The organism is Streptomyces sp. Y2F8-2 (genome assembly GCF_014905555.1).
Classification (GTDB): Bacteria; Actinomycetota; Actinomycetes; order Streptomycetales; family Streptomycetaceae; genus Streptomyces; species Streptomyces cynarae.
This window is the reverse complement of the sequence record NZ_BNGS01000003.1, coordinates 260,499-280,708: the sequence shown is the minus strand read 5'-3', so window position 1 is coordinate 280,708 and position 20,210 is coordinate 260,499. Positions and strand designations below refer to the sequence as shown.

Here is a 20,210-nt window from a genome sequence, read left to right as displayed (position 1 = left end):
TCTGTGGCCTTTCCCTGATGCGTTTCAGCGTCTTCCAGTATCGCCGACGGCTGCGACGACGGCCCTCCGCAGGTACGGCGAGGGCGGCCCCGGAGTCCGGGACCGCCCTCGCCGCGAGCTTCACGCGTGCGCGTGCGTCACTTCTGGGCGCTGTAGTTCGGCGCCTCGACCGTCATCTGGATGTCGTGCGGGTGGCTCTCCTTCAGGCCCGCCGAGGTGATGCGCACGAAGCGGCCCTTGGACTCCATCTCCTCGATGGTGGCGGCGCCCACGTAGCCCATGGTCTGGCGCAGACCGCCCACGAGCTGGTGCAGCACGTTGGACAGCGGGCCGCGGTAGGGCACCTGGCCCTCGACGCCCTCGGGCACGAGCTTGTCGTCGGAGGAGACCTCGGCCTGGAAGTAGCGGTCCTTGGAGTACGACTTGCCCTGGCCGCGGGACTGCATGGCACCGAGCGAGCCCATGCCGCGGTACGACTTGAACTGCTTGCCGTTGATGAAGAGCAGCTCTCCCGGCGACTCCTCGCAGCCCGCCAGAAGGCTGCCGAGCATCACGGTGTCGGCGCCGGCGGCGAGCGCCTTGCCGATGTCGCCGGAGTACTGCAGGCCGCCGTCGCCGATCAGCGGGATGCCCGCCGGGCGGGCGGCGAGGGAGGCCTCGTAGATGGCGGTGACCTGCGGGACACCGATGCCGGCGACCACACGGGTCGTACAGATCGAGCCGGGGCCCACGCCCACCTTGATGCCGTCGACGCCGGCGTCGATCAGGGCCTGGGCGCCGTCGCGGGTGGCGACGTTGCCGCCGATCACGTCGACGTCCACGCTCGACTTGATCTTCGACATCCAGCTGAGGGCGTTGCTGTTGTGGCCGTGCGAGGTGTCGACGACCAGGAAGTCCACCCCGGCCTCGGCGAGGGCCTGGGCGCGCTCGAGCGCCTCGGGGCTGGCGCCCACGGCGGCACCGACGAGCAGGCGGCCCTCGGCGTCCTTGGCGGCGTTGGGGTACTTCTCGGCCTTGACGAAGTCCTTGACCGTGATGAGGCCCTTGAGGAGACCGGCGTCGTCGACCAGGGGAAGCTTCTCGATCTTGTGGCGGCGCAGCAGTTCCATGGCGTCGGTGCCGGAGATGCCGACCTTGCCGGTGACCAGCGGCATCGGCGTCATGACCTCGCGCACCTGCCGGGAACGGTCGGTTTCGAAGGCCATGTCGCGGTTGGTGACGATACCGAGCAGCTTGCCGGCCGGGTCGGTGACCGGGACGCCGCTGATGCGGAACTTGGCGCACAGGGCGTCCGCCTCGGCGAGCGTCGCCTCGGGGTGCACGGTGATGGGGTCGGTGACCATGCCGGACTCGGACCGCTTGACCAGGTCGACCTGGTTGACCTGGTCCTCGATGGAGAGGTTGCGGTGCAGCACGCCGACGCCGCCCAGGCGGGCCATCGCGATCGCCATGCGGGACTCGGTCACCTTGTCCATCGCCGCCGAGAGCAGCGGGATGTTCACCCGGACGTTGCGGGAGATGCGGGACGAGGTGTCGACCGCGCTCGGGAGCACCTCGGACGCTCCCGGCAGCAGCAGCACGTCGTCGTAGGTCAGCCCGAGTGTCGCGAATTTCTCGGGCACTCCGTCGACGTTTGCAGTCATGACACCTTCCCCAAATGGCCTTGATCGGTGCGGATGTCCATGCTAACGGGAAGCATGGGGCTCTCATTCCACGGTTGAGGGTGCTGCTCGGCTTCGTATGTTCCTACGGAGTCGGTGAGCTGCCTGTTCATGCACGGGCCCGACGGCCTCCGTCCCCACGGGCAACTGAGTTCGGCACCGCCGGAACTGCGCCGTCGTGGCTGGTCGCCGTCAGGGCGGACAGGAACTCGTTACTGCTCGGCGAGCGCCCGCAGGCGGCTCAAGGCCCTGTGCTGGGCCACCCTCACCGCTCCCGGTGACATTCCCAACATCTGACCCGTTTCTTCCGCCGTCAAGCCCACGGCGATGCGGAGCAGGAGCAGCTCGCGCTGGTTCTCCGGGAGGTTGGCGAGGAGTTTCTTGGCCCACTCGGCGTCGCTGCTGAGCAGGGCACGCTCCTCGGGGCCGAGGGAGTCGTCCGGTCGTTCGGGCATCTCGTCCGAGGGGACCGCCGTCGAGCCGGGGTGACGCATCGCCGCACGCTGCAGGTCCGCGACCTTGTGCGCGGCGATCGCGAAGACGAACGCCTCGAAGGGACGCCCGGTGTCCTTGTAGCGCGGCAGGGCGAGCAGGACCGCGACGCAGACCTCCTGGGCCAGGTCCTCGACGAAGTGCCGGGCGTCGCCGGGCAGCCTGGACAGTCGCGTGCGGCAGTAGCGCAGCGCCAGAGGGTGGACGCGGGCGAGCAGATCGTGGGTCGCCTGCTCGTCGCCGTCGACGGCGCGATGGACGAGTGCACCGATCAGCGTTGTCTCGTCGTCGCGCATCGGTCCATGGTGCCTCGGCGTCGTCCGGTCCGTGGCACCGCGTCCGTAGTTGTGCACCGAAGCGTTATGAGCAGGTGCGCCGGAACTCATCTCCTGCGCCCTCCCCTCCCGCTCGATCGACTCGTCCCCGAGGAACTCCACACCCTCAAGGATGCGGCATCCGCGACGAAACGAGCAGCGGGCATCCGGCGGGCCCCTTCGCCGGGCGGCTCCAGGGAGGAGCTTCCCTGAGGTCGCCGTGCCCCGCCCGCCCTGCGGCAGGCGGGGATCTGCGCACCCCCGCGGTGATCCACTTAGCGGACCAGGCCCCACCGGAAGCCGAGCGCCACCGCGTGTGCGCGGTCGGACGCGCCGAGCTTCTTGAACAGACGCCGGGCGTGCGTCTTCACGGTGTCCTCGGAGAGGAACAGCTCGCGGCCGATCTCCGCGTTGGAACGGCCGTGGCTCATGCCCTCCAGCACCTGGATCTCCCGTGCGGTGAGCGTGGGCGCGGCACCCATCTCGGCCGAGCGCAGCCGCCTGGGCGCGAGCCGCCAGGTCGGGTCGGCGAGCGCCTGCGTGACGGTCGCGCGCAGCTCCGCACGCGAGGCGTCCTTGTGCAGATAGCCGCGCGCGCCGGCGGCGACCGCGAGCGCCACCCCGTCCAGGTCCTCCGCGACGGTGAGCATGATGATGCGCGCACCGGGGTCGGCGGACAACAGTCGCCGCACGGTCTCGACGCCGCCCAGTCCGGGCATGCGTACGTCCATCAGAATCAGGTCCGAACGGTCGGCCCCCCAGCGGCGGAGGACTTCCTCGCCGTTGGCCGCCGTCGTCACGCGCTCGACACCGGGCACGGTCGCCACCGCGCGGCGGAGCGCCTCTCGGGCAAGCGGGGAGTCGTCGCAGACGAGGACGGATGTCATGACCGCCCTCCGCAGCTGATGCGCGTCACCTTGAGCCTCCAGGCTGGTACGAATCGTCACCTGTGCGGTCGACGCCCTCGGACGCCTGCCCGAGCGCTTGTTGTTTCAACCGCCTCCGCACTCTCAACGATGGTCACTCGAAAGAGTTACGGTGCAGCAAGCCATCTTCGGCACTGTACGTGAGGGCACGGACACGGTGCAGACACGCGCAGCGTAACCCCCAACTTTCATCACAACCTATGCCCCATTTAGCCGCTTTTCTTCCCGTTAGCTGGTGTCTGGCGCTAGATTCGCAATGAGTCATATTTTCATCTCATAAGATCGTCGATGTACGGTCGAGAACACATATCCGCCCAGAACGGCATCAAGGGGACACGCAATGGCAGATTTCTCCCGCCTTCCCGGTCCGAACGCGGATCTGTGGGACTGGCAGCTCCATGCGGCCTGCCGTGGGGTCGACAGTTCGCTCTTCTTCCATCCGGAGGGTGAACGCGGGGCGGCCCGGAGCGCTCGCGAGAACTCGGCCAAAGAGGTCTGCATGAGGTGCCCCGTCCGCGCCGAGTGCGCGGCCCACGCCCTGGCGGTGCGCGAGCCGTACGGGGTCTGGGGAGGGCTGACCGAGGACGAGCGCGAAGAGCTCATGGGGCGGGCGCGGAACCGGCTGGTACCGGCCTCGGCAACCGGTGGAGGCCGCGGCCACGCCGCCTCGAACAACTGAAGGAACGTTTCTTCGCGCACGGGCACGCGCATGTGCCCGGCTTGGGGCGTTCTACCGCCCAGAGGGGGCTGTTTCAGGGGGCAGGCACCGCCCGCGAGGGGGCCGTTTCACGGGGTCGGGCCGTTGTGGGGGATGCCGGGGGGCCGTTCAGGGGGATCAAGGGATACCTCGGGGGCCGTTCCGTACACGCCTCAGGGCCGCCCCACCGCTCTTCGAGAACCCGCCGCAGCGCGCCGAGAACCCGCCGCCGGTGCGAGAGTCTCCGCCACGGTTTCCTCACCGCACGGCCGCGCGCGCCAGCTCCCCCAATGTCGCCGCCACCGCCGGCACCTGGGCCAGGTCCGGCAGCGTGAGCGCGACGATCTCCCGCCGTACCGCCGGTTCCAGCGCGACCGGGCGCACCCCTCTCGGACGTACGGACTCGATCGCGAGCTGAGGCAGGACCGCCACGCCGAGGCCGGCGCCGACCAGGCCGACCACCGCCGGGTAGTCGTCCGTCGCGAAGTCGATGCGCGGGGTGAATCCGGCACTCGCGCAGACCTGCACGAGCTGTCCCCGGCAGCGCGGGCAGCCCGCGATCCACGGTTCCCCCGCTAGTTCGCCGATGGCGACCGACTCCGCGCGCGCCAGCCGGTGCCCCTCGGGGACGAGCCCGACGAGCCGGTCGGTGAGCAGCGGCCGTACGACCAGGTCGTCCCACTCCTCGACGCCCGCCTCCGCGCCCTCGTAGCGGAAGGCCAGCGCGATGTCGCAGTCACCGGCGCGCAGCTTCTCCACGGACTGGGGCGGTTCGGCCTCCTCCAGGGAGACCCGGGTGCCCGGGTGCGCGGCGCGCAGGGCGGCGAGCGCGGCCGGGACCAGCGTGGAGCTGCCGCTCGGGAAGGAGACGAGACGGACGCGGCCGGCCCTCAGGCCCGCGATGGCGGCGACCTCCTCCTCGGCGGCGGTCAGCCCGGCCAGGATGCCCGCCGCGTGCCGCACCAGCGCCTCGCCCGCCTCCGTCAGGCGCATCTCGCGGCCGCTGCGCACCAGCAGCGGCGTGCCGACCGACGCCTCCAGGGCCTTCATCTGCTGGCTGACGGCGGGCTGGGTGCAGCCCAGCTCGCGCCCCGCCGCAGAGAAGGAGCCGGTGGCGGCGACGGCGCGCAGCACACGGAGATGTCGAGCCTCGATCACGCCGGTGAGCATAAGCGAACCTTGGGCACGGTTGCGAATAATGCGTCGACGCTTTGACTGCACCTCCCTTACCGTGCGGGCATGAAGCTTCTGTCTCTGAACGTGGGCCGGCCCGTGCCCGTCGACTACACCGACCAGCCGGAGGGTCTGACCGGCATCGACAAGCGGCCGGTGGACGGGCCCGTGCGGGTGACCGCGCCCGGGCCGAAGGGGACCGGCGCGAGCGGGCTGGCCGGGGACGCGGTGTGCGACCTGCGGCACCACGGCGGTGACGACCAGGCGGTGTACGCGTTCGCCCGGGAGGACCTCGACGGCTGGGAGCGTGAGCTGGGCCGGTCGCTGCCGAGCGGCTCGTTCGGCGAGAACCTCACCACTGAGGGTCTCGACGTGGCCGGCGCGCGGATCGGCGAGCGCTGGCGGATCGGCGCGGAGCTGGTCCTGGAGGTGACCTGCGGGCGGATTCCGTGCCGTACCTTCCAGGAGCACCTGGGCGAACGCGGCTGGGTGAAGCGGTTCACGCACAAGGGCGCGCCGGGCGCCTATCTGCGCGTGATCGAGCCGGGTGAGATACGGGCCGGCGACCCCATCACCGTCGTGCACCGGCCCGACCACGACGTCACGGTCGCCCTCCAGTTCCGGGCCGTGACCACGGAACGGCACCTGCTCCCGCGCCTGTTGGCGGCGGGTGACGCGCTGCACCCGGAGAGCGTGACGGCGGCACGGGAGTACGCGCGCAAGTACGCGGGACGGAACTAGTCCCAGGCGCACCGACGTTGGCGGCGCGACCGGTGAAATGCCCGGTCCGCCAGGCGGACTCGCCGACTCCGGGTCACTATCGTTGGGTCATGACAACGGCTCTGATTACGGGATCGACCGCGGGCATCGGTGCCGCGTTCGCACGGCGGCTGGCCGCCGACGGCCATGACCTCGTCCTGGTGGCGCGTGACACCAAGCGGCTGCGGGAGCAGGCGACCGAGCTGCACGACCGGCACGGCATCGAGGCCGAGGTGCTGACGGCGGACCTGGCGACCGACGAGGGGATCGAGGCGGTGGCCGGCCGCCTGTCCGACCTGAAGAACCCGGTCGACCTGCTCGTGAACAACGCGGGTTTCGGCAACAAGGGCCGTTACCTCGACGTGTCGATGGCCGACGAGCTGCGGATGCTCAAGGTGCACTGCGAGGCGGTGCTACGGCTGACGAGCGCGGCGGCGGAGGCGATGCGGAAGCGCGGTCGCGGCGGGGTCGTCAACGTGGCCTCGGTCGCGGCGTTCGTGCCGCGCGGCACGTACGGGGCGTCGAAGGCGTGGGTCGTGCAGTTCACGCAGGGCGCGGCGAAGGACCTGGCCGGGTCGGGCGTACGGCTGATGGCGCTGTGCCCGGGCTTCGTCCGCACCGAGTTCCACCAGCGGGCCGGGATGGGCACGGACAACATCCCGAACTGGATGTGGCTGGACGCGGACAAGCTGGTCGCCACCGCGCTCGCCGACCTGGCCCGCGGCAAGACGCTGTCGATCCCGGACCCGCGGTACAAGGTGCTGATGGGCATGGTGAAGGTGACGCCGCGCGCGCTGCTGGGCGGGATCAGCTCGCGGACGGGGCGCAAGTACGGGCCGCAGTAGCACGGGTGACGCCGCCCCTCGGGTGGGAAAATAGGGCATATCTGCGTCAGGACCCAGGGGGCCGGAGGCGGCGTCATGACATTCGTGCAGCTCATCGACTGCAAGACCAGCCGGTTCGACGAGATGAACCGGATCATGGACAGATGGGTCGAGAAGACCAGAGGCAGGCGGACGGCGACCCACGACGTGATCGGCAGGGACCGGTCCGACGCCTCGCACTTCATCGAGATCGTGGAGTTCCCCTCCTACGAGGAGGCGATGCGGAACTCCAACCTCCCGGAGACCGACCAGGTCTTCCGCGAGATGGTCGCCCTGTGTGACGAGATGCCCACCTTCGTCGATCTGGAGGTGGTGCGGGACGAGCAGTTGTACACGGATGCGGTGCGACGCCTGTTCGACACGCTGGCGACTGCGGGCGAACTGCCACCGCTCAACGACCTGATCGCGGAGGGCTGCCACAGCCACGACCCCGTCAACCCGCAGGACACCATCGGCCTGGACGCCATCCGGCGCGAGTACCGGATGTGGCGGGACGCCTTCGACTTCACCTTCACGATCGAGGACCTGATCGAGCAGGGCGACCGGGTGTGTGCGCGGTGGACCTGGGACGCCACGCACAAGGGCGAGTTCCTGGGCATCCCGTCCACCGGCAGGAAAGTCGGCATGTCCGGTATGACCCTCTTCCGCTTCGGTGCGGACGCGAAGATCGCCGAGACCTGGTGGCAGCACGACCAGCTGGGGCTGATGGAGCAGCTGGGGGCGCTGGACGAGCTGGAGCGGTAGGGCGGTGCAGCGGGAAGGCCCGGCACCCCTCGGGGTGCCGGGCCTTCGGCGACGCAGGACGTACGTCAGTGGGCGTGACCGTGGCCGTGGCCGGCCGCGGCGGGCTCCTCCTCTTCCTTCTTCTCGACGACCAGGGTCTCGGTCGTCAGAAGCAGGGAGGCGATGGAGGCGGCGTTCTCCAGGGCGGAGCGGGTGACCTTGACCGGGTCGATGACACCGGCCTTGATCAGGTCGCCGTACTCGCCGGTGGCGGCGTTGTAGCCGTTGCCCTTCTCCAGCTCGGCGACCTTGGAGGCGATGACGTAACCCTCCAGGCCCGCGTTCTCGGCGATCCAGCGCAGCGGCTCGACGACCGCGCGGCGCACGATGGCGACACCGGTGGCCTCGTCGCCCTCCTTGCCGAGGCCGTCGGCCAGCACCTTGGAGGCGTGGACGAGGGCGGAGCCACCACCGGAGACGATGCCCTCCTCGACCGCGGCGCGGGTCGCGGAGATGGCGTCCTCCAGGCGGTGCTTCTTCTCCTTCAGCTCCACCTCGGTGGCGGCGCCGACCTTGATCACGCACACGCCGCCGGCCAGCTTCGCGAGGCGCTCCTGGAGCTTCTCGCGGTCCCAGTCGGAGTCCGTGGTCTCGATCTCGGCCTTGATCTGGGCGATGCGGCCCGCGACGTCCTCGGACTTGCCGGCGCCGTCGACGATGGTCGTGTCGTCCTTGGTGACGGTGACGCGGCGGGCGGAGCCCAGCACGTCCAGGCCGACCTGGTCGAGCTTGAGGCCGACCTCCTCGGAGACGACCGTGGCGCCGGTGAGGACCGCCATGTCCTGCAGCATCGCCTTGCGGCGGTCACCGAAGCCGGGGGCCTTGACGGCGACCGCGTTGAAGGTGCCGCGGATCTTGTTGACGACCAGGGTGGACAGGGCCTCGCCCTCGACGTCCTCGGCGATGATCAGCAGCGGCTTGGAGGAACCGGCCTGGATGACCTTCTCCAGCAGCGGCAGCAGGTCCGCGATGGCGGAGATCTTGCCCTGGTTGATGAGGATGTACGGGTCGTCGAGGACGGCCTCCATACGCTCCTGGTCCGTCACGAAGTACGGCGACAGGTAGCCCTTGTCGAAGGCCATGCCCTCGGTGAAGTCCAGCTCCAGACCGAAGGTGTTGGACTCCTCGACGGTGATGACACCGTCCTTGCCGACCTTGTCCATCGCCTCGGCGATCAGCTCGCCGACCTGCTGGTCCTGGGCGGACAGCGCGGCGACGGCGGCGATGTCGGACTTCTCGTCGATCGGGCGGGCGGTGGCCAGCAGGTCGTCGGAGACGGCCTTGACGGCGGCGTCGATGCCCTTCTTCAGGGCGGCCGGGGAAGCGCCCGCGGCGACGTTCCGCAGACCCTCGCGCACCAGCGCCTGGGCGAGCACGGTGGCGGTGGTGGTGCCGTCACCCGCGATGTCGTTGGTCTTGGTCGCCACCTCCTTGACCAGCTGGGCGCCGAGGTTCTCGTACGGGTCCTCGATCTCCACCTCACGGGCGATGGTGACGCCGTCGTTGGTGATGGTGGGGGCGCCGAACTTCTTGTCGATGACGACGTTGCGGCCCTTGGGGCCGATGGTCACCTTGACCGTGTCGGCCAGCTTGTTGACGCCGCGCTCGAGGGCGCGACGGGCGTCCTCGTCGAACTTCAGGATCTTCGCCATGGCAGCGGGAGCCCTCTCGGAAATCTGGATGAACGAAACTGCGCCCCGGGCGCCCGGCTTCTCTTATCGGTCGCGGGGGCCAGGGGCGCAGCTCAAAGCAAGGAGTGCTTCGAGGTGAACTACTTCTCGATGATCGCGAGCACGTCGCGGGCCGAGAGAACGAGGTACTCCTCGTTGTTGTACTTCACCTCGGTGCCGCCGTACTTGCTGTAGAGCACGACGTCGCCGACCTTGACGTCGAGCGGAAGGCGGTTGCCGTCCTCGAAGCGGCCCGGGCCCACGGCCAGGACGACGCCCTCCTGGGGCTTCTCCTTGGCGGTGTCCGGAATGACCAGGCCAGAGGCCGTGGTCTGCTCGGCGTCCAGCGGCTGGACCACGATGCGGTCCTCGAGCGGCTTGATGGCAACCTTGGAGCTGGCGGTCGTCACGATCCGACCTCCCCCTTCGGAGATCTCACGGGGTTAACTGTCTGAGGTGGCGACCAGGTCGATCCGTCGTCGCGGGTGCCGGACCTGCCCGTCGCTTTGTTGGCACTCTCCGGTGGTGAGTGCCAGAGCCGAGACTATGACCGCGATTAGCACTCGGTCAAGCGGAGTGCCAATGCCTGGCGCGCGCGCCGTGGTGAGTTCGGTTGCCCGGCGGTCGGTGTTCACCCGGTGGTGGGGTGACCGCCCTGGGGGCTCCGCCCCAGACCCGCTGTCGGCCCGTCAGAGGTAGTCCTCCAAGCGGGCCACCGTGAAGCCCCTCGACTGCAGGCGGCGCAGGACCCGGGTGGTCTCCGTGGTCAGGGAGGTCTGGGGGCGGCCCGGTTCGTGGGGGCGGAGGATGTCGCCCGGATGGAGGGCCGTGGACCTTCCGTAGGCGTGCGCCGGGCGCCACAGGATCAGGGCCTTGATGCCGCAGTCCGCCGCGGCCCGCAGCGTCGTGCGGTCGTACCTGCCGTAGGGCGGGCGCAGCAGAAGAGGCCGCCGGACCAGGCGGGAGCGCAGACGGTCCCGCCCGGCGCAGATCTGGGCGCGCTGTTCCGCGTAGGGACGGCCGCGCAGTCCGGCGTGGTCCAGGGTGTGGTTCTGGATGGTCGCCCCCGCAGCCCGCAGCCGGCCGATGCGCGCGTACCCGGGTCCGTCGCCACTGTCCGTGAGGAACACACTGACGGGCAGCCGCAGGTCCCGGACCATCTCGACGAACCGGGGGTCACGCTCGGCGCCCTCGTCGTAGGTGAGGAAGACGACCCTGTCGTGGGTGGGGACGCGGTCGAGGACCTCCGGCAGCCCTTCGTCCTCCGGTTCGACGTGGCGAGGCAGGGGGCGGGCCGGGCGGGGCGGTGGCGCGAGCGGGGCGGCGAGCCCCCAGCGGCGGTACGCCCCCTCGTGCGGGCCGTACGACCTGCGCACCCTCTGCGCCGCCTTCTTGCCCAGCCGTTCGATGGGGTCAACCGACTGGGCGCAGCCGGCCGCTCCGGCCAGGACCGCGGCGGCCAGGACCGCTGCCAGCAGTGCGCGCAGCCGCCGTGCCCTCACAGGTAGTCCTCCAGGCGTGCCACCGCGTACCCCTCGCCGGTCACCTTCTTGGGGAACCTGCGGATCAGGTCGGGCATCTTGCCGTTCCGGTCCGCCCGCGCCGCCGGAGGCTTGAAGGGCTCCTGCGGGCCGTGCGCGCCGTGCATGCCGTGCACCCCTTCGCCACCGGTGCACCCGACGGCGAGGGCGGTGGCGGCCAGGACGGCGAGGCTCGTGCGGGCCGCGACCGTCGACCCAGGACCCGTCAAGCGCGGCACACGCACATCAGTGCACTTTGCGCACTTTTTGTCATCCTGTCCTACGAGTCGCATGGTGCCGGATCCTTCCAGCCACCGTCCGCCACGGTGGGCCGACACCGCGACCCGGCGCACGCCATCCACCGACTGGCCGACAATGACCGGGTGAACGACCTCTCCTTCGCCTCCCTGCTCACCCCCGAGGGCCGCGCCCTCCTGGACGAGGTGCGCGGCACCGACCCGGCGCGGGAGCTGGCCGTCGCCACCCGGCTGCGCCGCGAGCACCCGGCCGAGCTGGTGTCCGCGGCCCTCGCACAGGCACGGCTGCGGGAGCGGGCGGCGGCGAAGTTCGGCGCGGGCGACGCACAGCGGATGTTCTTCACGCCGAACGGCGTCGAGCAGTCCACCCGGGCGACGGTCGCCACCCACCGCGCCGAGCGTTTCCGGGCCCTCGGGGTGACATCCGTCGCCGACCTGTGCTGCGGCGTGGGCGGCGACGCCATCGCGCTCGCCCGGGCCGGCATCCGCGTCCTGGCCGTGGACCGCGACCCGCTGACGGCGGCCGTGGCGCGCGCGAACGCCGACGCGCTGGGCCTCGCCTCCCTGATCGAGGTCCGCGAGGCCGACGTCACCGAGGTGGACGTCTCCTCGTACGACGCCGTCTTCGTCGATCCCGCGCGGCGAGGAGGGCGCGGCCGCATCTTCGATCCGGAGGCGTACTCGCCCCCGCTGTCCTGGGCCGTGGCCACGGCCCTGAAGGCCCGGCACGCCGCCCTGAAGGTGGCGCCGGGCATCCCGCACGAGATGGTGCCCGGCGAGGCGGAGGCCGAGTGGATCTCGGACGGCGGGGACGTGAAGGAGGCGGTGCTGTGGTTCGGCACGCGGCCGGGCGAGGTTCGGGCCACGCTCCTGCCCGGACCGCGCGTGCTGCGCGGTCGCGGCCTGCCCGACCCGCCGGTGCGTCCGCTCGGCCGCTACCTCTACGAACCCGACGGCGCCGTGATCCGCGCCCACCTGGTGGCGGAGGTGGCCGAGGACGTGGACGGCGGCCTGATCGACGAGACGATCGCCTATGTGACGGCCGACGGGCGCCGCGGCTCCCCGTACGCCACCGCGTACGAGATCACCGACCGGCTCCCCTTCAACGTGAAGAAGCTGAAGGCGCTGCTGCGGGAGCGGGAGGTCGGGATCCTGACCGTGAAGAAGCGCGGCTCGGCCGTCGAACCGGAGGAACTGCGCCGCAAGGTCCTGCCCAAGCCGCACGGCCCGAACGCGGTGACCGTGTTCCTGACCCGGGTCGCCGGGGCGCCGACGATGCTGCTCGGGCACCCCGCCTAACGACAGTCCTCCGCGCGTGCCGTGAGCAGCTCACGTTCCCTTTCGTTGCGGGCGAGGGCGGCGGCCCGGACGAACTCCTCACGAGCCTCGGCCCTGCGTCCGAGCCGGGCCAGCAGGTCTCCGCGGACGCTCGGCAGCAAGTGGTAGTCGCGCAGGGCCGGTTCAGCGGCCAGCCGGTCGACGATCTCCAGGGCCGGGCCCGGTCCCTCCGCCATCGAGACGGCGACCGCGCGGTTCAGCTCGACGACCGGTGAGGGGGAGCGGTCGGCCAGCAGACCGTACAGCGTGGCGATCCGTGCCCAGTCCGTCTCCTCGTACGTGTACGCGAGCGCGTGGCAGGCGGCGATCGCGGCCTGCAGGACGTACGGGCCAGGGGCCCCTGCGGCGACCGCGTCGGCGCGGCCGAGGGCAGCGATGCCGCGGGCGACGAGCAGGCGGTTCCAGCGGGCCCGGTTCTGGTCCTTCAGCAGCACGGGCCCGCCGTCCGGCCCGGTGCGGGCCGCGGTTCGGGAGGCCTGGAACTCCAGCAGTGCGGCCAGCCCGTGCACCTCGGGTTCCTTGGGCATCAGCTCGGCCAGCACCCGGGCCAGCCGCAGGGCGTCCTCGCACAGGGCGGGGCGCAGCAGGTCGTCGCCGGCCGTGGCCGCGTACCCCTCGTTGAAGACCAGGTAGATGACCTCGAGCACGGACCCGAGCCGGGCCTCGCGCTCGGGGCCGTACGGCACCTCGAAGGCGACGCCCTTCGTCGCGAGTGTCCGTTTCGCGCGGACGATGCGCTGCGCGACGGTGGCCTCCGGCACGAGGAACGCGCGTGCGATCTCGGCCGTGGTCAGTCCGCCGAGCAGCCGCAGGGTGAGCGCGATGCGGGACTCGGCGGACAACACCGGGTGGCAGGCGGTGAACACGAGCCGCAGCAGGTCGTCGTCGATGTCGTCCGGGTCGGACGGCACGTCCACGTGGTACGGCGCCGCCTGGAGGTCCCGCCCGACCTCCTCCAGCTTGCGCGCGTACCTCTCCCGGCGGCGCACGAGGTCGATCGCGCGGTGCCTGGCGGCGGCCATGAGCCAGGCGCCCGGGTTGTCGGGCACGCCGTCCCGCGGCCACTGCTCCAACGCGGCGACCAGGGCGTCCTGCGCCAGCTCCTCGGCGATCCCGACGTCCCGGACGATCCGCGTGACACCGGCGATGACGCGCGGGGACTCCATCCGGAAGACGGTCTCGATGGCGCCGACCGGGCCGTCGGGGGCGGGGGCGGGCTGCTGTTCCACAGCCCACCATGCAACACCCTCGGCGCGCGGACGCAAAGCGGCCCTCACGCCTCGGCGATCTCCCGGACCTCACAGGTGATCGTCCAGTACTCCTCGTGCACCTTCACGAACCGCTTGGCCCACTCGATCGCCTCGGCCCTGTCCTTGCACTGCATGAGCGCGTAGCCGCCGATGACCTCCTTCGACTCGGTGAACGGGCCGTCCGTGACGGAGAGTTTCCCGCCCTCCCAGCGCACCCGGGCGCCCTGGGCGGCCGGCGTGAGCCCGGCGGTGTCGAGCATGACCCCGGCCTTGGTGATCTCCTCGATCAGCTCACCCATGCGCTGCATCAGCTCGGGGCTGGGGCCCTCAGCGGGCGCGGTGGTCTCGTCGACGCGCACGATCGACAGGAAACGCGGCATGGTGACTCCTCGGGTACGGCGGCCGGGCTGTTCCCGGCCTCACACCCCTTACGTCGAACGACCGCGCCGGGGATCGACACGTCCCGCGATTTTCTTCGATGATTTTTTTCCGGGCCGTTCTCACCGCAGCGACGCCCACAGCTCGCTCGCCTCCGGTTCCTTCGCCACCACCCGGTTGGCGTCCGAGGGTGCGGGCACCACCGGCATCATCACCGTCGTCACGTTCTTCGACGTCAGGCCCTTCAGGCTCTCGCCCAGACGCGTCAGCACCGGCAGCGAGTCCAGGCCCGTGTCCGTGGTCAGGCTGCCGGTGGTCGCGTCGGCGACCCGGTACAGCTTCGCGGGATCGGTGAGCAGATCCGTCGAGGCGAGCTGGTCCAGCAGCGCCTTCACCAGCTTCTGCTGGAGGGCTATGCGGCCGAGGTCGCTGCCGTCGCCTATGCCGTACCGGGTGCGGGCCAGGGCCAGGGCCTGGGTGCCGTTCAGGTGGTGGGCGCCCGCCTTCAGGTCCAGGTGGCTCTTGTCGTCGTCGATGTCCTGGTCCGTCGTCACCGTCACGCCGCCGAGCGCGTCCACCAGCTTGGCGAACCCCGAGAAGTCGATCTCCAGAAAGTGGTCCATGCGGATCCGTGTGATCGACTCGACCGTCTTGACCGCACAGACGGGACCGCCCAGCTCGTAGGCGGTGTTGAACATCACCCCGTACGCCACCGCCGTCCTGCCGCCCGACGCCGGCGGGCACGACGGCCGGGTGACGAGGGTGTCGCGCGGGATGCTGACCACGGTGGCCTTCGTGCGGCCCGCGTCGATGTGCACCACCATCGCCGTGTCCGAACGGGCACCCGAGATGTCGCCCCCGCCGAGGGCGGCGTTCTGCTTGCCGCTGCGCGAATCGGAGCCCAGGACCAGGATGTTCAGGGCGCCGCTCGGCAGGGGCGATGCGGACGCGGAGACCGAGGGTGTCGGGCGCGCCGGGCGGTCGCTGCCCAGCGCGCCGTCGATGTCGACGCTCTTGATGTTGTGGTTGAGATGCCAGTACGCCCAGGCCGCCCCGGCGGTCGTGAGGACGACGCCGCACGCGATCACCGCGCCGACGAATCTGATCAGCCGTGTCCGCCGGCCGCCGCGTCTCCCCACGCCCCCGTCACCATCCCCGTCCCCGTCCCCGCCCCCGTGTGCATCAACCGAAGCCACACGGAGGAACATAAGTCCGAATTATTGCGAGCAGAGACAGCGGAGCGTCATTCTTCGGAAAATCTCACCTTCTCGCCCCGCCTGCGCCCGACGGCACTGCGGAAAAGCGCGAAAGTTTCGGAGGCCGGTACGTCAACTGCCGGTCGGCAGGGACCTATCGGTCACGCGGTCGGCGCCCCGGTGCTGCTGCGCACCACCAGGCTGGTCGCCAGCTCGACGCGGGTCGCCGCCGTGGGCGCCTCCGCACGGCCGAGGTCCAGCACCAGCCGTGCCGCCGCCTCCGCCATCTCCATGAGCGGCTGCCGTACGGTCGTCAACGGCGGCCCCACCCAGCGAGCCACCGGCAGGTCGTCGAACCCGACCACACTGAGGTCCTCCGGGATGCGCAACCCCAGCTCGCGCGCCGCCTCGTAGACCCCCAGCGCCTGGAGGTCGTTGCCGGCGAAGAGAGCCGTCGGCCGGTCCGGGCGGCACAGCAGTTCACGGCCGAGCCGGTAGCCCGCCTCGTGATGGAAGTCCCCCGTCCGGACCAGGCCCGGATCCACGGGCAGCCCGGCGGTCTCCAGGGCCGCCCGGTAGCCGTCGACCCGCGCGCGGCTGCACATCATGCGCGCGGGCCCGCTGATCGCGCCGATCCGGGTGTGCCCCAGCTCGATCAGATGCCGGGTCGCGGCCAGACCGCCGTGCCAGTTGGTGGCGCCGATGGACGGCACGTCGTCGCCCGGGTCGCCCGCCGGGTCCATGACCACGAACGGGATGGAACGGCTGGTCAGCAGCGCACGCTGGGAGGCGTCGAGACTGGACAGCACGAGGATCACACCGTGCGGGCGGCGGGCGGCGACCTGGTCGGCCCAGGTACGGCCGGGTGTGAGCCGCCCCGCGCTCTCGGACAGCACCACGCTCAGCCCCGCGTCGCGCGCCGCGTTCTCCACCCCACGGATGACCTCCATCGCCCAGGCGCTCTCCAGCTCGTGGAAGACGAGGTCGATCAGGGGCGCACGGCTCGCTTCGGCCCGGCGCCGGCGGTAGCCGTAGGCACGCAGCAGTTCCTCGACGCGGGCCCGGGTCGCCGGGGCGACGTCGGCCCGGCCGTTGAGCACCTTGGACACCGTGGGCGCCGACACCCCGGCCTCACGGGCTATCTCGGCGAGCGTGGCGGTCTGCGCGGAGCGCCGCCCTCCGTTCGTGCCGGCGGATTGCGCGGAAGTCATGGGCGGGATCGTATGCCCGGAAGATTCGGCGCACCACCCGAAAGATTCGGCAGGGAAAGGGAGTTGAGGCGGTCAGTCCGCCGTCACCGACTCGAACCGCCACCGATGCACCGTCCGGGTGACCAACTCGCCGTCCGGCTCCGGCAGTTCGGGGAGGTCGGCGGTGAACTCCGCGTCCCACCACGTGATGACGAGGACGCGGTCCTGCGGTGCCCGGAAGGTCTCACGGCGCAGGGGCGGGGGCGTCAGCTCCTGGGCGCGGGCCCAGGCCAGCAGGTCCTCACCCCGGCCGGCGACCGCCCGGGCCTCCCACATCAGCGCGACCGTCACGAGTAGAGGTTCTCCTTGCTCACCTCGTGCACGTGGTCGTGGTCGTGCGAGTTGCCCGGCACATGCGGGTCGGTCACCGGCAGCGACGAGTCCGCCGACAGATCCCAGGACGACGACGCACGGCCCCGGGCGACCATCTCCGCGCCCAGCGCGGCGACCATCGCGCCGTTGTCCGTGCAGAGCTTGGGGCGGGGCACGCGCAGGCGGATACCGGCCGCCTCGCACCGCTCCTGGGCCAGGACGCGCAGGCGGGAGTTCGCCGCCACGCCGCCGCCGATCATCAGATGGTCGACGCCCTGGTCCTTGCAGGCGCGCACCGCCTTGCGGGTCAGCACGTCCACCACCGCTTCCTGGAAGGACGCCGCCACATCACGGACCGGCACCTCCTCCCCCGCCGCGCGCCTGGCCTCGATCCAGCGGGCCACGGCCGTCTTCAGACCGGAGAAGGAGAAGTCGTACGCGGGGTCGCGCGGGCCGGTCAGACCACGCGGGAACGCGATCGCCTCCGGGTCGCCCTCCTTGGCGTACCGGTCGATGACCGGGCCGCCCGGGAAGCCGAGGTTCAGCACGCGCGCGATCTTGTCGAAGGCCTCGCCTGCCGCGTCGTCGATCGTCGAACCCATCGGCCGTACGTCCGAGGTGATGTCCGTGGAGAGCAGCAGCGACGAGTGGCCGCCGCTGACCAGCAGCGCCATCGTCGGCTCCGGCAGCGCGCCGTGCTCGAGCTGGTCCACGCAGATATGCGAGGCCAGGTGGTTGACGCCGTACAGCGGCTTGCCGAGCGCGTACGCGTACGCCTTCGCCGCGGACACGCCGACCAGCAGGGCGCCGGCCAGGCCCGGCCCGGCGGTGACCGCGATGCCGTCGAGGTCCTTCGCGGAGACTCCCGCGTCCTTCAGCGCGCGCTCGATGGTCGGCACCATCGCTTCCAGGTGGGCGCGCGACGCGACCTCCGGGACGACCCCGCCGTAGCGCGCGTGCTCGTCGACACTGGACGCTACGGCGTCCGCGAGGAGGGTGGTCCCGTGGACGATGCCTACACCGGTCTCGTCACAGGACGTCTCGATCCCCAGGACCAGGGGTTGGTCAGCCATTGATCTCGGTTCCTCGTACTGATGGGGAGCCCGCGGCGAAGTCGCCGTCGGGCGTGGTGGTCAGGCGCATCACCAGGGCGTCCACGTTCCCCGGCTGGTAGTAGCCGCGCCTGAACCCGATGGCCTCGAAGCCGAAGCGCTCGTACAGCTTCTGCGCGCGTACGTTGTCGACCCGGCACTCGAGCATCACCTCGGCGCACTCGAACGCGGTCGCGGCGCGCAGCAGCTCGGTCAGCAGCCGCCCGCCGAGCCCCGTGCCCCACCGGTCGCGGGCCACGGCGATGGTCTGGATGTCGGCGAGCTCACCCTGGGCGGTCAGCCCCGCATAGCCGACGATGCGCTCGCCCTCGACGGCCACGACGTAGCGGCGGGTGGCCTCCGGGCCCCGGGAGTGCGCGAGCTCGGACCAGAACATGCCCCGCGACCAGGCGTCCTCCGGGAAGAGGTCCTTCTCCAGCTCCAGCACGGGGTCGATGTCCCACCAGCGCATCTCGCGCAGCCGGGGCGTCTCGGGCGGGGTCACGGGCTCGGTCACTTCGGCGTGACCACCTTGTAGCTCTTGGGCACCTGTGCGTCGGGGCGGCGCAGGTACAGCGGACGCGGCGCGGGCAGTTCCTCGCCCCGGGCGAGCTTCTCGGCGGCCAGGGAGGCGAGGGCCGCCGCCGAGACGTGCTCGGGCTCGTGGACGTGCGGGAAGGTGTCCGGGTACAGCAGTGCGCCGGCGCCGACGGCGGGCAGGCCCGCGACCTTCTCGGTGATCTCGGCGGGACGGTCGACGGCGGGCTCGGTGACACGGGTGCGGGCATCGTCGTAGCGCGCCCAGTAGACCTCCTTGCGGCGTGCGTCCGTGGCGACCACGAAGGGCACGGTCAGATCGGAGGCGTACGCGAGGCCGTCGAGGGTGCACAGGCCGTACACGGGCACACCGAGCGCGAGTCCGAACGTGTCGGCGGTCATCAGACCGACCCGCAGCCCGGTGTACGGGCCGGGGCCCACACCGACGACGACGCCGGTGACGGCGTCGAGACGGGTGCCCGCCTCGGCGAGGATCCGGTCGACGGCGGGCAGCAGGAGTTCCCCGTGCCGCCGGGCGTCGACCTGGCTCGTCGAGGCGACGACGGACGTGCCGTCGTGCAGCGCGACGGTCACGGCGGGGGTGGCGGTATCCAGAGCGAGCAAGAGCACGCAAACAGCGTACGGCGCCCGCGCCCCTCGCACGGCCGGGCCGGTCCGCATCGCGGCTGCTGCTACCGTCACAGCAAAGGTGTGCGACGCAAGCGCGTGCACGGTGTCGAGAGGTGGGCAAGGGTGGCTAGGAGCAGCTCGGGATTCGTGGCCGGGCTCACCGTGGCGGCCGTCGCCGCGGTCGGTTTCCTCGCCTACCAGGCGTCGGCGCACGTGCCCGACACGCTGGGCAAGCCGCAGGTGAAGAAGTCGCCGGGGGCCGGCGCGCCCAAGGCCCCGCGGGACAAGGCGAACCCGGCGGCGCTGCCCGGGGACTCCGGCACCGGGGAGCGGGTGGTGTACTCGCTCGGCGACGACCGGGTGTGGCTGGTCGACACGGACAACAAGGTGGAACGGACCTTCACCGTGATGCCCGGGTCGGTGGACCCCGCCCCTGGGACGTACGCGGTGACGTCCCGGACCGCGGCCGGGACCGGTTCGGACGGCAAGCAGGTGGAGCACATCGTGCGGTTCGCGGTGAGCGACGGCGTGGTGTTCGGCTTCAGCGCGGCCGTGGACGGCTCGACACCGAAGCCGGACGCGTCCAAGAAGCTGGGCGGGATCCGCGAGTCGCGTGCGGACGGTACGACGATGTGGGAGTTCGCGACGATCAACCAGAAGGTGGTCGTCGTCAGGTAGTGGTCGCCGTCCCGTGGCGGGCACCAATCGCGTATCGGCATCGCGTATCGCCATCACGTAGCGGCAGCACGTAGCGGACGCCGCGCCCTACGCGGCCTTGCGCCGGTCCTCGGTCACGGGAGCCGGCTGGGGCTTGTCGGGCGCCGGGTCCCTCGGCGGGGTCGAGACCGCCTTGGCCGCGGCGCACGACGCGAGCAGATCCTTCATCGACACGTCGCCCGGTCCGGGCACCACGCGCGGCTGCGCCTCGTCGCGTTCTGAAGCCGGCATGGACGCCTCCTGGTGTCGCGGGGGCGACAGGGTTAGGCAGACCTGACCACGGTCCTTACCGCCCATGTGACCACGCCGGATGCCCGCGGCGCAATATCTTGCCGACGCCTTGTCGGGACGTTACCCGCATGGTGCAGGCATCCC

At 71.1% G+C, this 20,210-nt stretch carries 22 protein-coding genes and 1 pseudogene; 6 read left to right on the top strand and 17 right to left on the bottom strand.

Going from position 1 to position 20,210, the window contains the following annotated elements; genetic code table 11:
* Positions 1-137: 137 nt before the first annotated feature.
* The 3 genes from guaB to SY2F82_RS11335 all read right to left on the bottom strand — a co-directional run bounded on the left by guaB (position 138) and on the right by SY2F82_RS11335 (position 3,354).
* Complete coding sequence (gene guaB, locus SY2F82_RS11345) at positions 138-1,643, bottom strand: IMP dehydrogenase (protein WP_200418871.1); 1,506 nt, start codon at positions 1,641-1,643, stop codon at positions 138-140.
* 230 nt (positions 1,644-1,873) lie between these two features.
* Positions 1,874-2,449, bottom strand: coding sequence for a sigma-70 family RNA polymerase sigma factor (locus SY2F82_RS11340; protein WP_055493219.1), 576 nt, complete (start codon positions 2,447-2,449; stop codon positions 1,874-1,876).
* A gap of 293 nt (positions 2,450-2,742) precedes the next feature.
* A complete protein-coding gene (locus SY2F82_RS11335) occupies positions 2,743-3,354 on the bottom strand; it encodes a response regulator transcription factor (protein WP_003948568.1) in 612 nt (203 codons plus the stop codon).
* Positions 3,355-3,733: 379 nt separating this feature from the next.
* On the opposite strand from SY2F82_RS11335, the gene SY2F82_RS11330 reads away from it, so the two are divergent.
* Positions 3,734-4,072, top strand: coding sequence for a WhiB family transcriptional regulator (locus SY2F82_RS11330; protein WP_200418870.1), 339 nt, complete (start codon positions 3,734-3,736; stop codon positions 4,070-4,072).
* A gap of 276 nt (positions 4,073-4,348) precedes the next feature.
* Here SY2F82_RS11330 and SY2F82_RS11325 read toward each other — a convergent pair whose 3' ends face one another.
* Positions 4,349-5,248 (bottom strand): LysR family transcriptional regulator, encoded by a 900-nt coding sequence (locus tag SY2F82_RS11325; protein ID WP_200418869.1) that lies wholly within the window; start codon positions 5,246-5,248, stop codon positions 4,349-4,351.
* 81 nt (positions 5,249-5,329) lie between these two features.
* On the opposite strand from SY2F82_RS11325, the gene SY2F82_RS11320 reads away from it, so the two are divergent.
* From SY2F82_RS11320 to SY2F82_RS11310, 3 genes are all read left to right on the top strand, one after another.
* Positions 5,330-6,004, top strand: a complete 675-nt coding sequence (locus tag SY2F82_RS11320) for an MOSC domain-containing protein (protein ID WP_200418868.1) — start codon at positions 5,330-5,332, stop codon at positions 6,002-6,004.
* An 89-nt stretch (positions 6,005-6,093) separates the two neighbouring features.
* Positions 6,094-6,867, top strand: a complete 774-nt coding sequence (locus SY2F82_RS11315) for an SDR family oxidoreductase (protein WP_200418867.1) — start codon at positions 6,094-6,096, stop codon at positions 6,865-6,867.
* Between the two features lie 75 nt (positions 6,868-6,942).
* A complete protein-coding gene (locus SY2F82_RS11310; RefSeq protein WP_200418866.1) occupies positions 6,943-7,650 on the top strand; it encodes an ester cyclase in 708 nt (235 codons plus the stop codon).
* Between the two features lie 65 nt (positions 7,651-7,715).
* On the opposite strand, the gene groL is transcribed toward SY2F82_RS11310, so the two are convergent.
* The 4 genes and pseudogenes from groL to SY2F82_RS39850 form a co-directional block, all read right to left on the bottom strand.
* Positions 7,716-9,341, bottom strand: coding sequence for a chaperonin GroEL (groL, locus tag SY2F82_RS11305; RefSeq protein WP_200418865.1), 1,626 nt, complete (start codon positions 9,339-9,341; stop codon positions 7,716-7,718).
* Positions 9,342-9,460: 119 nt separating this feature from the next.
* Positions 9,461-9,769 (bottom strand): co-chaperone GroES, encoded by a 309-nt coding sequence (gene groES / locus SY2F82_RS11300; protein WP_009190181.1) that lies wholly within the window; start codon positions 9,767-9,769, stop codon positions 9,461-9,463.
* Positions 9,770-10,048: 279 nt separating this feature from the next.
* On the bottom strand, positions 10,049-10,861 hold the full coding sequence (locus SY2F82_RS11295) for a polysaccharide deacetylase family protein (RefSeq protein WP_236041346.1): 813 nt from the start codon (positions 10,859-10,861) through the stop codon (positions 10,049-10,051).
* Positions 10,858-10,959: pseudogene (locus SY2F82_RS39850) on the bottom strand (polysaccharide deacetylase family protein); the annotation flags it as partial. The gene SY2F82_RS11295 and the pseudogene SY2F82_RS39850, both read right to left, overlap by 4 nt.
* A 246-nt stretch (positions 10,960-11,205) precedes the next feature.
* Here SY2F82_RS39850 and SY2F82_RS11285 point away from each other — a divergent pair.
* Positions 11,206-12,435, top strand: a complete 1,230-nt coding sequence (locus SY2F82_RS11285) for a methyltransferase domain-containing protein (protein ID WP_374707144.1) — start codon at positions 11,206-11,208, stop codon at positions 12,433-12,435.
* On the opposite strand, the gene SY2F82_RS11280 is transcribed toward SY2F82_RS11285, so the two are convergent.
* The 8 genes from SY2F82_RS11280 to tsaB all read right to left on the bottom strand — a co-directional run bounded on the left by SY2F82_RS11280 (position 12,432) and on the right by tsaB (position 19,118).
* Positions 12,432-13,703, bottom strand: coding sequence for an RNA polymerase sigma factor (locus SY2F82_RS11280; protein WP_268980380.1), 1,272 nt, complete (start codon positions 13,701-13,703; stop codon positions 12,432-12,434). The genes SY2F82_RS11285 and SY2F82_RS11280 overlap by 4 nt on opposite strands.
* Before the next feature lie 44 nt (positions 13,704-13,747).
* Positions 13,748-14,104: a YciI family protein gene (locus tag SY2F82_RS11275; protein ID WP_200418864.1), complete on the bottom strand. Its 357-nt coding sequence runs from the start codon at positions 14,102-14,104 to the stop codon at positions 13,748-13,750.
* A 120-nt stretch (positions 14,105-14,224) separates the two neighbouring features.
* On the bottom strand, positions 14,225-15,310 hold the full coding sequence (locus SY2F82_RS11270) for an LCP family protein (protein ID WP_200418863.1): 1,086 nt from the start codon (positions 15,308-15,310) through the stop codon (positions 14,225-14,227).
* A gap of 149 nt (positions 15,311-15,459) precedes the next feature.
* On the bottom strand, positions 15,460-16,509 hold the full coding sequence (locus SY2F82_RS11265) for a LacI family DNA-binding transcriptional regulator (RefSeq protein ID WP_200418862.1): 1,050 nt from the start codon (positions 16,507-16,509) through the stop codon (positions 15,460-15,462).
* Between the two features lie 72 nt (positions 16,510-16,581).
* On the bottom strand, positions 16,582-16,839 hold the full coding sequence (locus SY2F82_RS11260; protein ID WP_200418861.1) for a hypothetical protein: 258 nt from the start codon (positions 16,837-16,839) through the stop codon (positions 16,582-16,584).
* A complete protein-coding gene (gene tsaD, locus SY2F82_RS11255) occupies positions 16,836-17,933 on the bottom strand; it encodes a tRNA (adenosine(37)-N6)-threonylcarbamoyltransferase complex transferase subunit TsaD (protein ID WP_200418860.1) in 1,098 nt (365 codons plus the stop codon). Before tsaD ends, SY2F82_RS11260 begins: the two co-directional genes overlap by 4 nt.
* The gene (gene rimI, locus SY2F82_RS11250) at positions 17,926-18,456 is read right to left on the bottom strand and encodes a ribosomal protein S18-alanine N-acetyltransferase (RefSeq protein WP_200419410.1); all 531 of its coding nucleotides are present in this window, start codon (positions 18,454-18,456) and stop codon (positions 17,926-17,928) included. The genes tsaD and rimI overlap by 8 nt, the downstream gene beginning before the upstream one ends.
* Before the next feature lie 8 nt (positions 18,457-18,464).
* The gene (gene tsaB, locus SY2F82_RS11245; protein WP_200418859.1) at positions 18,465-19,118 is read right to left on the bottom strand and encodes a tRNA (adenosine(37)-N6)-threonylcarbamoyltransferase complex dimerization subunit type 1 TsaB; all 654 of its coding nucleotides are present in this window, start codon (positions 19,116-19,118) and stop codon (positions 18,465-18,467) included.
* A gap of 123 nt (positions 19,119-19,241) precedes the next feature.
* Between tsaB and SY2F82_RS11240 the strand changes: the two genes are divergently transcribed.
* Complete coding sequence (locus SY2F82_RS11240; protein ID WP_200418858.1) at positions 19,242-19,796, top strand: hypothetical protein; 555 nt, start codon at positions 19,242-19,244, stop codon at positions 19,794-19,796.
* 87 nt (positions 19,797-19,883) lie between these two features.
* Here the strand turns inward: SY2F82_RS11240 and SY2F82_RS11235 are convergent, their stop codons facing one another.
* A complete protein-coding gene (locus tag SY2F82_RS11235; protein WP_200418857.1) occupies positions 19,884-20,066 on the bottom strand; it encodes a hypothetical protein in 183 nt (60 codons plus the stop codon).
* Between the last annotated feature and the right edge of the window lie 144 nt (positions 20,067-20,210).